We start from the raw sequence: 13701 nt of genomic DNA, 5'->3' as shown, positions 1-13701 counted from the left end.
TTTCATCTTCTTCTTTTATTTTGCGAATGTATGTTCTATAATTGAGAAGCAGACTGGCGGTGAGAACATGGAACGAGCACAAAAAATTGCGATTCGAAAATTGGTTGAATTTATTTTACGAAAAGGAAGCATTGATTCTAGACATACAAGTGAGCATACGGCCTACGAAGGAGCGAGAATTCATCGAAAATTACAACAATTGGCTGGGGAAAAGTATCAGAAAGAAGTTAAGCTGTCAATTCAAATAGAATTAAGTAATCAAACATACATAATAGAAGGTAGAGCAGATGGTATTTTTACCAATGAAGAGCAACAAATTGTCATTGAGGAAATAAAAACATCTGAACCGGCATTTTCTGATTTATTACCAGAGCAAGTTGAAATGTATTGGTATCAAGTGATGTGCTATGGGTATATTTATTGCCAAGATCATACTTTAGAGGAGATCATTCTGCAATTAACTTACTATCAAACAACATCAGAAGAAATAACCAAGACAAAAAGAGTATTTACAAAAAAAGAGTTGGCGATTTTTTTTAAAGACTTAACAGAAAAGTATGAACAATGGTTAATTTTTCAAGAGAATTGGCGAAGAATTAGAAATGACTCATTAAAAAAGCTAACTTTTCCATATAGAAATTATAGAAAAGGACAAAGAGAATTAGCTGTTGCTGTATACAAAACGATAGTCAGTGACCAAAAATTGTTTGTTGAAGCTCCTACTGGTACTGGGAAAACAATTTCTACACTTTTTCCAGCTTTGAAAGCGATTGGGGAGGAACAAGCAGAACGCATTTTTTATTTAACGGCTAAAACCATTACTCGTCAAGTAGCAGAAGATGCTGTTGAAGCGATGAAACAAAAAGAGTTACAACTAAAAAGTGTTACGTTGACAGCTAAAGATAAAATTTGTTTTTTATCAGAGCGAAACTGTACGCCTGAACATTGCCCTTTTGCCAATGGTTATTACAATCGTTTAAATGAAGGACTGTGGGATTTGCTGAATAATGAGAATCAATTGACTCGAGAAATAATTGAAATTTATGCTAAAAAACATACGTTGTGTCCATTTGAATTGTCATTAGATGTTAGTTTGTGGTGTGATTTGGTTATTTGTGATTATAATTATTTATTTGATCCTACTGTTTATCTAAGACGTTTTTTTGAAGAAAATCAGAAAGCAAAAGAAAATATATTTTTAGTGGATGAAGTTCATAATTTAGTCAATCGTTCAAGAGAAATGTATTCTGCTAGTCTCTCACAAAACCAGCTTTTATCGATAAAAAAACTACTTGGAAGTAAGAATACTTCTTTAAGCCGTTCTTTAGCAGCGTTAAACAGTGAATTTGAAACACTGAAAACGTTTTGTGAAGCAGAGCAGCAGGAATTTGTTCATCAGAATACTTCTGTGGATGCCTTCAGCAACGTAGCCTATAGAGTAATGGAAAAACTAAAAGAATGGTTAGCAGAAAATCAAGATTTCCTTGAATTGAACCAGATAGTAGATTTTTATTTTTGTTTATTACATTATTTAGATATTAGTGAACATTATGATGACCACTATGTAACCTATGTAAATATAGCAAATCATGATGTTTTGATTAAACAGTTTTGTATAGATCCATCGTATTTATTAAAATTGAAATTGGACAAAGGGAAAGCCAGCGTTCTTTTTTCGGCTAGCTTAACACCGTTAGACTATTATCAAGAGATTTTAGGCGGTGGGGAAATTAGTTTACGTTATCGGATTCCTAGTCCTTTTCCAAAAGAGAATCAACTGTTATTGATTGGCAACCATATTAGAACAACGTTTCGAGAACGTGAAAATAGTCTTGATTTAATAGTAGAAAGTATCAATAAGATGGTTCAGCAGCAAAGAGGGAATTATTTTGTTTTCTTTCCTTCCTATAGCTATATGGATCTTGTTTATGAAAGGTTTATCGAAAAGAATCCTCAAGTAAAAACTCTGATTCAAGCTTCCCAGATGAATGAAGCAGAGCGAGAAGCATTTTTAGCAAATTTTAAGTTTAATCCAGAAAAAACATTAGTGGGATTTTGTGTTTTAGGAGGAATTTTTTCTGAAGGAATTGATTTGAAAGGAACACGTCTAATTGGAACAGCAATCATAGGTGTTGGTTTACCACAAATAAATCATGAACAAGAATTGATTAAAGAATACTACGACCGAGAAAAGAGACAGGGATTTCAATTTGCCTATCAAATTCCAGGAATGAATAAAGTTCTACAAGCAGGTGGACGAGTGATTCGAGATGCGGAGGATGTTGGTGTTGTGTTATTATTGGATCAACGTTTTTCAACAGCCGATTATCACTATTTTTTCCCGAATCATTGGAAACAAGCGGTGGTATCTAGAAACGGTCAACAAATAGAAAAAAGCATTGAGAATTTCTGGAGAGAAAAACAAAGGCAGACTGAACTTAACAAAGTAGTGGAGGAAGATAAATGAAAAAAATATTAGTTTTACACACAGGTGGAACGATCTCAATGTCTAAGGGAACAGAAGGCAATGTAGTTACGAATCAAGTAAACCCAATGCTAGAACAGCAAGAATTATTTCATAATGAAGTAGAGCTAGTAGTGGAGGGTATTTTTAATCTTCCTTCTCCTCAAATCACGTTAGAGAAAATGTTGTTATTGAAAAATCGAATCACCAAAGCTTTTAATGAAGATATTGATGGAGTGGTCATTACTCATGGAACAGATACATTAGAAGAAACAGCCTATTTTCTTGATATCACTCTTGAAAAAAGAATACCTGTTGTATTAACAGGTGCAATGCGTTCTAGTAACGAAATCGGGACAGATGGGCTTTATAATTTTGTCAGTGCTGTCTGGACTGCTTGTTCTGAGGAGTCGCAAGATAAAGGGGTATTAGTTGTGATGAATGACGAAATTCATATGGCAAAATATGTAACAAAAACGCATACGACTAATGTTGCAACATTTAGAACCCCAACATTTGGCCCAATCGGAATGCTCACAAAAGAAAGAACTTTTTTTGCAAAAGAAGCTTTGCCACAAGAAGTCTGTTCTATTGATTCAGTAGCAGGTAATGTTTATATTGTGAAGGCTTATGCAGGTATGGACGGGAGTCTTTTTCAACTGTTAGACAACGAAGAAACGGATGGTATTGTTATTGAAGCGCTTGGTGCAGGAAATTTGCCACCAGAAACGTTGCCAGCAATCCAAAAATTAGTCGACAGAAATATACCAATTGCGCTAGTTTCTAGATGTTCAAATGGGATTGCAGAAGATATTTATGCCTATCAAGGTGGTGGCGTAGGTCTGAAAAAAATGGGCGTTATCTTTACGCGTGGAATTAATGGACCTAAAGCAAGAATAAAAATGATTGTCGGTATAAATAGTGGGAAAAACGAAAAAGAATTACGTCAGTTTTTAAGCCAATAAAAAAGTGCAAGAAAACTATAAATGCTCAATTAAAAAAATAAAAGCAAAAGAGGATGAAACAAAACTAAAAATCAGTTTTGTTTCATCCTCTAAATTGGAATAAACGGGGGTCAAAAGTCTGGGTCTTAGGAAATTTCTTGAAAATCACTCATTACATAAAGCCTATTGTGCGCTTTTCAGTCCAATTTCTCGCCTCAAAACGACTTCTGTCTCATCCTCTTTCTATTTCTTACAAATTGAGAGCCTATCTATAATTATTAAATTGTAATTCCACAGGTAAATCTAATTTTCTTAATAAAGCAATAACTTCTTGTAAGTCATCACGATTTTTGCCGGTCACACGAATTTTATCCTCTTGAATCTGAGATTTAACTTTTAGGCTAGAATTTTTAATAGCAACGTTAATTTTTTTGGCATTTTCCTTATCAATGCCACTAATTAATTCACCGTATTGACGAGCTGCTCCACCTAGTGCTTTTTCGCTAGTAGAAAAATGAATATTTTTAATTGGTACACCACGTTTTACGAGTTTACTGTAGAGAACATCTTTTACTTGTTCGATTTTATAATCATCTTCAGCAACGATTACCAGTTTGTCGTTTTCTAGTTTGATATCAGCGATAGAACCTTTGAAATCGAAGCGATTTTTAATTTCTTTTAACGCGATTTGAAGGGCATTTTTGACTTCTTCCATATTCATTTCTGAAACTACATCAAAACTTGCTTCTTTTGCTGCCATTAGATAACCTCCAGTCATTTTGTGTTATATAATAATAGTACCATTAAATTGAGAAGAGACAAGTGAAAAGTTGGAAAAAAATTTTTAAAAAGCAGTCTATTTTAAGTAAGACTCTTTCTTTTTCTTCCACAACCTGTTATTCTAATTCGGGGATTAAAATAAGGAGGAGAAAGAGATGGGCAATCTAATAAGCAATAGTAAGAACAGTGAAAAAATAAAAAAAATACTTGTTATTTTAGTGACAGGTATTACGGCAGCAATTGCTCTTAATTTTTTCCTTATTCCTGCAAAAGTCTTTTCTGCTGGAATGAACGGTGTTGCTCAAATTACAGCGGCACTTTTAGAAACAAATTTTTCAATTACAGTGAACACAGGTCTGTTTATTTTACTATTAAATATTCCTGTATTCATTTTGAGTTTTATGAAGTTAGGGAAAGAAGCTACTATTTTTAGTTTTTTTAATGTTGCTGGAGTTTCTTTAATGACAATGTTTTTTCCCATTGAAACGATCACAGAGAATCCATTGATGAATGCGATTGTAGGTGGTGTTTTGCTTGGTGTAGGGGCTGGTTTGTCCCTGAAAATGGGATTCACAACTGGTGGTATGGACATTATTTCTCTGGTTCTCTCGAAAACAACAGGAAAAACAGTAGGCAAATATATGTTTTTTCTAAATGGTATCATTGTTGCAGTGGCAGGCTTTATTTTTGACTGGGAGAGTGCGCTTTATACGATGATTTCAATTTATTGTATGACTCAAGTGATTGATACGATCCATACCAGCCATCAAAAAGTTACCGCTATGATTGTGACGACCAGTCCCGATGCTGTAGTGGAAGCTATTTCTCAAGAGATGGTGCGAGGAATGACATTACTACCTTCTGTTGGCGGCTATTCTAAATCAGAGGGACGAATGATTATGATGGTAATTACTCGTTATGAACTTTATGAATTGGAACAGGTTGTTTACCGTGTTGATGAGAATGCATTTATGAATATTGTTCCAACGCAATCTGTTTTAGGGAAGTTTGCTAATGAAGATGAACAAAAAATATATCGAAACACTGGCACTTTTCCAGAACTCAAATCCCATAAAATAAAAAAATAAATGAAAAAAGATAACATACTAAAAATTGATTTAGGAGTTATCTTTTTTTGTGCAATTTGGTAAATTTCCCAATAAGTGACACCTTTTCTCTAGCATGAAATTGAGTTCCCTATCATTGAGATAGTTATTGTTAGCGGATTCATTCAGTGGTATAAATAACATAGAAACAAATAAATTAAAGGAGGTTTTTTTCAATGATGGAAAAAGTGCAACGTTTTGGTGGGGCGATGTTTACACCAGTCTTATTATTTTCTTTTTCAGGTATCATGGTTGCTTTGGCAATTATTTTTAAGAATCCCATGATTGTTGGCTCTATTGCTAATGAAGGAACTGTTTGGTATGGCATTTGGTCTGTATTAGAGAGTGGCGCTTGGACGGTTTTTAACCAAATGGAATTATTATTTGTTATTGGATTACCGATTGGCTTAGCCAAAAAAGCCAATGCACGAGCAGCTATGGAAGCGTTCGTTGTTTACTTAACATGCAATTATTTTATCAGTAGTATGATGGAATATTTTGGTCCATTTTTTGGGGTAGACTTTTCCCAAGAAGTTGGTGGTGAAAGCGGAATGAAATTAATTGCTGGGATCAAAACATTGGATACTGGCATCATCGGAGCTATTTTTATTTCGGCCATCGTCGTATGGCTTCACAATCGCTATTTTGATACAAAACTACCTGACTTTTTAGGTATTTTCCAGGGCTCATCTTTAATTGCGATTTTAGGTTTTTTCACTATGTTACCAGTTGCATTTATGATTTGTCTTATTTGGCCGAAAATTCAAATGGGAATTGGTTCTATGCAAACGTTCTTAGCAAGTGCAGGAATATTTGGTGTTTGGCTTTATACATTCTTGGAAAGAATATTAATTCCTACAGGGCTGCATCATTTCATTTACACACCATTTATCTTTGGTCCAGCGGTGGTTGAAAATGGGATCACTAAATATTGGATGGCACATCTGAATGAGTATGCTCAAACAACAACACCATTGAAACAACTTTTCCCACAAGGTGGATTTGCCTTGCATGGAAATTCAAAAATTTTCGCTTCCCCAGGGATTGCGGCGGCCTTCTATTTTACAGCGAAACCTGAAAAACGTAAAAAAGTACTGGCCATCCTAATCCCTGTAACTTTAACTGCGGTATTAGCGGGAATTACAGAACCGCTTGAATTTACGTTTTTATTTGTAGCACCACCATTGTTTGTTCTTCATGCAATTTTGGCCGCAACAATGTCTGCTACAATGTTCTTCTTTGGCGTTGTAGGTGATATGGGTGGAGGATTCATTGATTTGTTGGCGAAGAACTGGATTCCGTTATTTGCTAACCATAAAGGGATGATCTTTACGCAACTATTGATTGGATTAGGGTTTACGTTGATTTACTTTGTTGTTTTCAGAGCTTTGATTTTAAAATTCAATTTTGCCACTCCAGGGCGCGAAGAAGAAGATAAAGAAGTGAAGCTATACAGCAAAAAAGAATACAAAGAATCGAAAAAAGCAGGAGCAGTAGTGGCAGGTGGAAATCAGTATACAGAGCAGGCAGCAATCTATTTAGAAGCATTTGGTGGTAGTGATAATATCGAGAAAGTAACAAATTGTGCGACTCGATTGAGAATTACAGTGAAAGACGAAAACATAGTTTTGCCAGACAGTGCATTTAAAGAAGGGGGAGCACATGGTGTGGTTCGTAATGGTGCTGCTTTCCAAGTGATTGTTGGATTGGATGTTCCACAGGTAAGAGAACAGTTTGAGAATTTATTAGCAATGAGAGAATAAAAAATACAGAAGAGAAAGAGAGCGAGAAAAATGAAAAAATTTTCAGTAGTGATTGCAGGCGGAGGAAGTACTTTTACGCCAGGAATTGTTTTAATGTTATTAAATAATTTGGATAAATTTCCTATTAGACAAATCAAATTTTATGATAATAATGCCGAGCGTCAACAACAAATAGCAGATGCATGTGAAATTATCGTGAAGGAGCAGGCACCAGAGATTGTCTTTGTCTCAACTACTGATCCTCAAGAAGCATTTACAGATATTGATTTTGTTATGGCTCATATTCGAGTTGGTTTGTATGCGATGCGTGAAAAAGATGAAAAAATTCCTTTGAAATATGGTGTTATTGGTCAAGAAACATGTGGACCTGGTGGGATAGCCTATGGGATGCGTTCTATTGGTGGTGTTTTAGAATTGATCGACTATATGGAAAAATATTCTCCAAATGCATGGATGCTAAATTATTCAAATCCAGCAGCTATCGTAGCTGAAGCAACGAGAAAATTACGTCCTAATTCTAAGATTATCAATATTTGTGATATGCCAGTGGGAATAGAAGAGCGTATGGCAAATGCTATCGGTTTATCTTCTCGAAAAGAAATAGTTGTTCGTTATTATGGCTTGAATCATTTTGGTTGGTGGACAGATATTCGTGATACTGAAGGGAATGACTTGATGCCGAAAATAAAAGCGCATGTCAAAGAACATGGTTATTCTTTATTGGAGGAAATTGAAGAGTCGCAACATACGGATGCAAGCTGGATGCATACGTTTTCTAAGGCAAAAGAGCTTTATGCAGTTGATCCAGACACGCTACCTAACACGTATTTAAAATATTACTTCTACCCTCAAGATGAAGTAGCTCACGCAAACCCAGAGTATACTAGAGCGAATGAAGTGATGGCTGGCAGAGAGAAACATGTCTTTAGTGAATGTAATCGTATTACAGCAGAAGGAACAGCAAAAGGAACTACTTTAGAAGTAGATGAGCATGCTTCCTATATCGTTGATTTAGCAAGAGCGATTGCTTATAACACACATGAAAGAATGTTGTTAATCGTAGAGAATCAAGGAGCGGTGGTGAATTTTGATGAAACGGCTATGGTAGAGGTTCCTTGTATAGTAGGTAGTAATGGACCAGAACCAATTGTTCAAGGGAAAATTCCACGTTTCCAAAAAGGTTTGATGGAACAACAAGTAGCAGTAGAAAAATTAGTTGTAGAAGCTTGGGCGGAAGGTTCATATCAAAAACTTTGGCAAGCATTAACACTGTCAAGAATTGTTCCAAATGCAAGAGTTGCAAGAGAAATTTTAGACGATCTAATTGAAGTCAACAAAGAGTTTTGGCCAACTTTGAATTAAGATAGAAAAAAAGAAGAAATGAAATCTGTGCTGAAATGGTTTGTTTGAGAGGATAAACAATTTCGGCACGTTTTCTTTTCAGCTATTTTTGTTTACCCCTATCCTTTATAATAGAATGTAAGACTATGAAATGAGAAGGGATAAAAATGAATTTAGAGACGTTAATGCAAAAGTATCAAAGAGAGCTTAGTGAATTAGATTGGTCTATTTTAGGGTATATTTTAGAAAACGAACAAGAAGTAATGAAGTTAAGTATTGTGGAGTTAGCAGCAAGAGTTCACAGTTCAAAATCTTCCGTTTTACGGTTAACAAAAAAATTAGGTTTTTCTGGGTATTCAGAATTCAAATACTTTCTCAGACAATCGAAACAAACAACTGAGAATGAAAAAGAAATTGACTTGCTACAGCTACAGAATAAAGATATAGCTAATACAATAAAATTAGCACAGCAAACGGATTTTATACCAGTTATCCAAGCAATTAAAGCAGCCAATACGATTTATTGTTATGCGACAGGCTATTCTCAGAGGAAAGTTGTAGAAGAATTTTCCAAGATGTTGATGCTTTGCGACAAACGCTCGATTGTGATTCCAGTAAAAACAGAATTGGACATAAGTATGTCAATGATTAGCAAAGATGACTTGGTTTGGTTTGTTTCGTTAAGTGGTGAAACAGATGGCATTAAGGAGAATATCTTATCTCTAAATGCACGAAAAATCCCAGTAGTTGCAGTTACAACATTTAGCCATAATTATTTTGCAGAACATGCTCAACATTCCTATTTTTATTATTCGACGCCTTTTGAGATTTTAGGAAAAAATCATATTGCACAATCTTTAGTAGGGTTAAGTGTCTTGATGGATGTTATTTTTAGAAAATATGTAGAGTATTTAAATAAAAATTTTTAGGAGGGAAAGCAAATGTTGAGTTTACTTCGAGAAACAGATCGAACCAAGAAGATTCTCTTTTTTTATTGGTTAATTGTTCCGGTGTTATTTGGTAGTTATCTGATTGTGATGTCTTCTGTCCAACAAATTCCCATTATGGCGTTAGTATCAACGATACCTAGTTTAGCGATTAGTTTAATTGTTGCGCTATTACAATTTTTCCAAGCTTTCGGATTATATCTTTTGAATGATGTGGCAGCAAGCAGAAAATCTTTATTAGGAAATTATCTTATATTTTCAATGGTTCAGCAATTATTTACTCTTAACTTTATCGGTTTGCTCCTAAGCGGACTTTGTTTCTGGTACTTGCCAAGTAAAAAGGAACAAGAAGGAGCTTTATCATCAATAAAAATCCCTCTCTATTTGTTAATGAGCTTCATTGGAGTAGTTACATTACTAATTGTTTGTATCCGATTCTCTCTGTAAAGTTGGTAAGATAAACCGTTAGTTACGGCGGTTTTGTGAAAAGATGGGCAAAAATTTTCTGAAAAAAGTAATTTTAGTAGAAAAGTACCATAAAGTCTGATAAAATGTAGATGTTGATTAAGGGAAACCTTAACAAAAAAGGTTTTTTAAAACTTAGGAGGAATTTTTTATGCCATTAGTATCAGGAACAGAATTTCTTAAAGCTGCTCGCAAAGGCGGTTACGGTGTTGGAGGATTCAATACAAATAACCTAGAATGGACAAAAGCAATTCTTGAAGCTGCAGAAGCAAAGAAAGCACCAGTGTTGATTCAAACTTCTATGGGCGCTGCAAAATACATGGGTGGATACCAAGTATGTTATGACTTAGTAAAAGACCTAATTGATTCTATGGGTATTACAGTCCCTGTAGCTCTTCACTTGGATCATGGTGAGTATGAAGATGCATTAGAATGTATTGAAGTAGGTTACTCTTCAGTAATGTTCGATGGTTCTCATCTACCATTTGATGAAAATATCGAAAAAGCAAAAGATGTTGTCGCTAAAGCACATGCTAAAGGTGTTTCTGTAGAATGTGAAGTTGGCTCTATTGGCGGAGAAGAAGATGGAATCATTGGTTCTGGCGAATTAGCTGATATCGATGAATGTGTACAAATGGTTGCAACTGGTATTGATTACTTAGCATGCGGTATTGGTAACATTCACGGTTCATATCCTGAAAACTGGAAAGGTCTAGCATTTGACCATTTACAAGCAATCGCTGATGCTGTTGGAGATATTCCATTAGTATTACATGGTGGTTCTGGTATTCCTTTAGATCAAATTCAAAAAGCAATTTCTATGGGTGTTTCTAAAATCAATGTAAATACTGAGTGTCAAGAAGTATTTGCTGCTGCGACTCGTAAATATATCGAAGAAGGCAAAGATTTAGAAGGTAAAGGATTTGACCCTCGTAAATTATTAGCTCCAGGTACAAAAGCTGTTACTGAATTAGTTGAACAACGTATTGAATGGTTCGGTTCTGAAGGCAAAGCATAATAATTTGATATTAAAAGACTGACTACTTTTTTTGAAGTAGTTAGTCCTTTTTTCTTATCAACACTTCTGTGAATAAATCAGTTTTGTTTAAAAATAACTTAGATTCAGTAGTTACATTTAGATAGATTCGATTCTTTAGTGAATTTTAATTGTTCAGTTACTTTATTTCGCAATGATTCCTTTTTTCTTCTTGCTGATTGTGGTAGAATAGTTGAGATGTATATAAAAAAGAAAACTAAATTGTTGACTATAGATAGGTGAGAATAAATGAAAAAAATTATAATTAATGGCAATCGTCCATTATCAGGAGAAGTTTGTATTAGTGGTGCAAAAAACAGTGCAGTAGCATTGATTCCAGCAGCTATTTTAGCTGATTCGCCAGTCACTTTAGAAGGTGTTCCAGATATCCAGGATGTTCATTCTTTAATTGAAATTTTAGAAATAATGGGTGCTAAAATAACTTTTAGCAATAATAAATTAGTCATAGATCCTACCAATGTTGTTTCAATTCCAATGCCAACAGGGAAAATCAATAGTTTACGGGCTTCTTATTACTTTATGGGGGCTTTATTAGGTAAATTTGGGGAAGGTGTCGTTGGCTTGCCAGGTGGCTGTTATTTAGGCCCTCGTCCAATCGACTTACATATCAAAGGGTTTGAAGCTTTAGGTGCGGAAATCACAAATGAGCATGGTGCCATGTATTTAAGGACAGATGAAGAGGGGTTGCAGGGAACAAGAATTTTTATGGATATGGTTTCTATTGGCGCAACAATCAATGTTATGCTAGCTGCTGTAAAAGCTAAAGGCAAGACAATTATTGAAAATGCTGCTCGTGAACCAGAAATTATTGATGTTGCTACTTTACTGAACAATATGGGGGCAAAAATTCGTGGGGCAGGTACAGACATCATTCGGATTGAAGGCGTAGAACAACTTCATGGGTGTAGACATTCGATTATTCCTGACCGCATCGAAGCTGGGACATATTTAGCATTAGCTGCAGCAGTTGGTGAAGGAATTAAGGTACGTAATGTCATTTATGAACATTTAGAGAGTTTTATTGCCAAACTTCAAGAAATGGGTGTTAACATGACAATCGAAGAAGATACGATTGAAGTTCATCCGTCAAAAGAATTAAAAATGACAACGATTAAAACATATCCTTATCCTGGATTTGCTACTGACTTACAACAACCTATTACACCGCTACTATTAAAAGCGAATGGAACTGGAGAAATTGTTGACAGTATTTATTCTCAACGGACCAAACATATACCAGAGCTTGTTCGAATGGGCGCTAATGCTTCGATAGAAGGAAATATGATTGTGATTAATGGTCCGTCAAAACTCCAAGGGGCTGAGGTAGTTGCTTCAGATTTAAGAGCAGGAGCTTGTTTAGTGACGGCTGGCTTAATGGCAGAAGGAACCACAACTATTTATGATGTGGAACATATTTTGCGTGGCTATGATCATATTATTGAAAAACTAACCGCGCTTGGAGCAGATATTCAAATGGTTGAAATAGAAGAGGAAGTTGAGGTGACCAAATGAGTGACTATTTAACAATGGCGGAGCTGGAAAACAGCACGTTAAAAGATATCTATGCTTATGCAAAAGAATTTAAAATTCCTTATTATAGTCAAATGAACAAAAAGGAATTGTCTTTAGCGGTTATTCGTGCACAAGCTGAAAAGCAAGGCTTCTTTTTCATGGAAGGAATACTTGATATCATTTCTCAGGATGGTTATGGCTTCTTGCGACCAATCAATTATGGTCCAAGTGCAGAAGATATTTATATTTCGTCATCACAAATACGTCGTTTTGGTTTACGAAATGGTGATAAAGTTGCAGGCAAGGCCCGTCCACCTAAAGAATCTGAGCGTTACTATGGTTTGATGCACGTAGAAAGTGTTAATGGAAAAGATCCTGAGGAAGCAAAAGAGCGACCTCATTTCCCTGCACTGACCCCTCTCTATCCAGAAAGACATCTTAAATTAGAAACAACTCCAGGAAGATTATCCACACGAATGATTGATATTTTCTCTCCTGTTGGTTTTGGTCAACGTGGCTTGATTGTCGCACCTCCTAAAGCTGGTAAAACCAGCGTTCTAAAAGAAATCGCTAATGGTATCACTGAAAATCATCCAGAGGTGGAATTGATTTTATTATTAGTTGACGAACGCCCCGAAGAAGTGACAGATTTGGAGCGTAGCGTTAAAGGAGATGTTGTTTCTTCAACGTTTGATCAACAACCGCAGAATCATACAAGAGTTTCAGAATTAGTTCTAGAACGAGCAATGCGTTTAGTAGAAGATAAACGTGATGTTGTTATTTTAATGGATAGTATTACTCGTTTGGCTCGTGCGTATAATTTAGTTGTTCCTCCAAGTGGTAGAACATTAAGTGGTGGGATTGACCCAGCAGCATTCTATAAGCCTAAACGTTTCTTTGGAGCGGCCAGAAATATTGAAGAAGGCGGTAGTTTAACTATTTTAGCTACAGCTTTAGTAGATACTGGTAGTCGGATGGATGATGTTATTTACGAGGAATTTAAAGGAACTGGTAATATGGAGCTTCATTTGTCTCGTGATCTTTCCGAACGGAGAATTTTCCCAGCTATTGATATTAAAAAATCAGGCACTCGTAAAGAAGAGTTATTGATGACGCCAGAACAATTGGAAGAAACGTGGAAATTAAGAAATCATATGACAGGAGATTCTTTGGAGTATACCGATCAGTTGATTAAATTTTTACGTAAGACGAAAAATAATGAAATGTTATTTAATACTTTTCAGGATGTATCTTTTGGCAAACAAACGAAAAGAAATGTAAAAAGATAATTGCATCGAGAATGTAATCGTGATATTATATTA

Annotated in this window: 11 protein-coding genes; 10 read left to right on the top strand and 1 reads right to left on the bottom strand. The window is 35.3% G+C overall.

What is annotated here, in order from left to right; all coding sequences use genetic code 11:
* Positions 1 to 67 precede the first annotated feature (67 nt).
* Positions 68 to 2467 carry an ATP-dependent DNA helicase gene (locus BCR26_RS04310; RefSeq protein WP_069697743.1) on the top strand — a complete coding sequence of 800 codons (2400 nt, stop codon included), beginning with the start codon at positions 68 to 70 and terminating at the stop codon, positions 2465 to 2467.
* Entirely contained in the window at positions 2464 to 3429 is a 966-nt protein-coding gene (locus tag BCR26_RS04305; protein ID WP_069697742.1) for an asparaginase, read from the top strand. Before BCR26_RS04310 ends, BCR26_RS04305 begins: the two co-directional genes overlap by 4 nt.
* A 244-nt stretch (positions 3430 to 3673) precedes the next feature.
* Here the strand turns inward: BCR26_RS04305 and BCR26_RS04300 are convergent, their stop codons facing one another.
* Positions 3674 to 4168 (bottom strand): YajQ family cyclic di-GMP-binding protein, encoded by a 495-nt coding sequence (locus BCR26_RS04300; RefSeq protein WP_069697741.1) that lies wholly within the window; start codon positions 4166 to 4168, stop codon positions 3674 to 3676.
* Positions 4169 to 4343: 175 nt separating this feature from the next.
* On the opposite strand from BCR26_RS04300, the gene BCR26_RS04295 reads away from it, so the two are divergent.
* From BCR26_RS04295 to rho, 8 genes are all read left to right on the top strand, one after another.
* Positions 4344 to 5276, top strand: a complete 933-nt coding sequence (locus tag BCR26_RS04295) for a YitT family protein (RefSeq protein ID WP_069697740.1) — start codon at positions 4344 to 4346, stop codon at positions 5274 to 5276.
* Between the two features lie 194 nt (positions 5277 to 5470).
* Positions 5471 to 7057, top strand: a complete 1587-nt coding sequence (locus BCR26_RS04290) for an alpha-glucoside-specific PTS transporter subunit IIBC (RefSeq protein WP_069697739.1) — start codon at positions 5471 to 5473, stop codon at positions 7055 to 7057.
* Positions 7058 to 7087: 30 nt separating this feature from the next.
* On the top strand, positions 7088 to 8419 hold the full coding sequence (locus BCR26_RS04285) for a 6-phospho-alpha-glucosidase (protein WP_069697738.1): 1332 nt from the start codon (positions 7088 to 7090) through the stop codon (positions 8417 to 8419).
* A gap of 146 nt (positions 8420 to 8565) precedes the next feature.
* The gene (locus tag BCR26_RS04280) at positions 8566 to 9327 is read left to right on the top strand and encodes a MurR/RpiR family transcriptional regulator (protein ID WP_069697737.1); all 762 of its coding nucleotides are present in this window, start codon (positions 8566 to 8568) and stop codon (positions 9325 to 9327) included.
* Positions 9328 to 9339: 12 nt separating this feature from the next.
* Positions 9340 to 9792, top strand: a complete 453-nt coding sequence (locus tag BCR26_RS04275; RefSeq protein WP_084387013.1) for a hypothetical protein — start codon at positions 9340 to 9342, stop codon at positions 9790 to 9792.
* 169 nt (positions 9793 to 9961) lie between these two features.
* On the top strand, positions 9962 to 10828 hold the full coding sequence (locus BCR26_RS04270) for a class II fructose-bisphosphate aldolase (protein WP_069697736.1): 867 nt from the start codon (positions 9962 to 9964) through the stop codon (positions 10826 to 10828).
* A 267-nt stretch (positions 10829 to 11095) separates the two neighbouring features.
* On the top strand, positions 11096 to 12379 hold the full coding sequence (locus BCR26_RS04265; RefSeq protein ID WP_069697735.1) for a UDP-N-acetylglucosamine 1-carboxyvinyltransferase: 1284 nt from the start codon (positions 11096 to 11098) through the stop codon (positions 12377 to 12379).
* Positions 12376 to 13668, top strand: coding sequence for a transcription termination factor Rho (gene rho / locus BCR26_RS04260; RefSeq protein ID WP_069697734.1), 1293 nt, complete (start codon positions 12376 to 12378; stop codon positions 13666 to 13668). Before BCR26_RS04265 ends, rho begins: the two co-directional genes overlap by 4 nt.
* Positions 13669 to 13701: the final 33 nt, after the last annotated feature.

Source organism: Enterococcus rivorum (assembly GCF_001742285.1).
In the GTDB taxonomy this organism is placed as follows: domain Bacteria; phylum Bacillota; class Bacilli; order Lactobacillales; family Enterococcaceae; genus Enterococcus_L; species Enterococcus_L rivorum.
The sequence above is the reverse complement of the archived record's forward strand: the minus strand, read 5'-3'. Positions and strand labels throughout refer to the sequence as shown.

Excerpts from the sequence above, each read along its gene's own strand:
- BCR26_RS04310 (WP_069697743.1), top strand. The coding sequence starts at position 68 with ATGGAACGAGCACAAAAAATTGCGATTCGAAAATTGGTTGAATTTATT.
- BCR26_RS04305 (WP_069697742.1), top strand. The coding sequence starts at position 2,464 with ATGAAAAAAATATTAGTTTTACACACAGGTGGAACGATCTCAATGTCT.
- BCR26_RS04300 (WP_069697741.1), bottom strand. The coding sequence starts at position 4,168 with ATGGCAGCAAAAGAAGCAAGTTTTGATGTAGTTTCAGAAATGAATATG.
- BCR26_RS04295 (WP_069697740.1), top strand. The coding sequence starts at position 4,344 with ATGGGCAATCTAATAAGCAATAGTAAGAACAGTGAAAAAATAAAAAAA.
- BCR26_RS04290 (WP_069697739.1), top strand. The coding sequence starts at position 5,471 with ATGATGGAAAAAGTGCAACGTTTTGGTGGGGCGATGTTTACACCAGTC.
- BCR26_RS04285 (WP_069697738.1), top strand. The coding sequence starts at position 7,088 with ATGAAAAAATTTTCAGTAGTGATTGCAGGCGGAGGAAGTACTTTTACG.
- BCR26_RS04280 (WP_069697737.1), top strand. The coding sequence starts at position 8,566 with ATGAATTTAGAGACGTTAATGCAAAAGTATCAAAGAGAGCTTAGTGAA.
- BCR26_RS04275 (WP_084387013.1), top strand. The coding sequence starts at position 9,340 with ATGTTGAGTTTACTTCGAGAAACAGATCGAACCAAGAAGATTCTCTTT.
- BCR26_RS04270 (WP_069697736.1), top strand. The coding sequence starts at position 9,962 with ATGCCATTAGTATCAGGAACAGAATTTCTTAAAGCTGCTCGCAAAGGC.
- BCR26_RS04265 (WP_069697735.1), top strand. The coding sequence starts at position 11,096 with ATGAAAAAAATTATAATTAATGGCAATCGTCCATTATCAGGAGAAGTT.
- rho (WP_069697734.1), top strand. The coding sequence starts at position 12,376 with ATGAGTGACTATTTAACAATGGCGGAGCTGGAAAACAGCACGTTAAAA.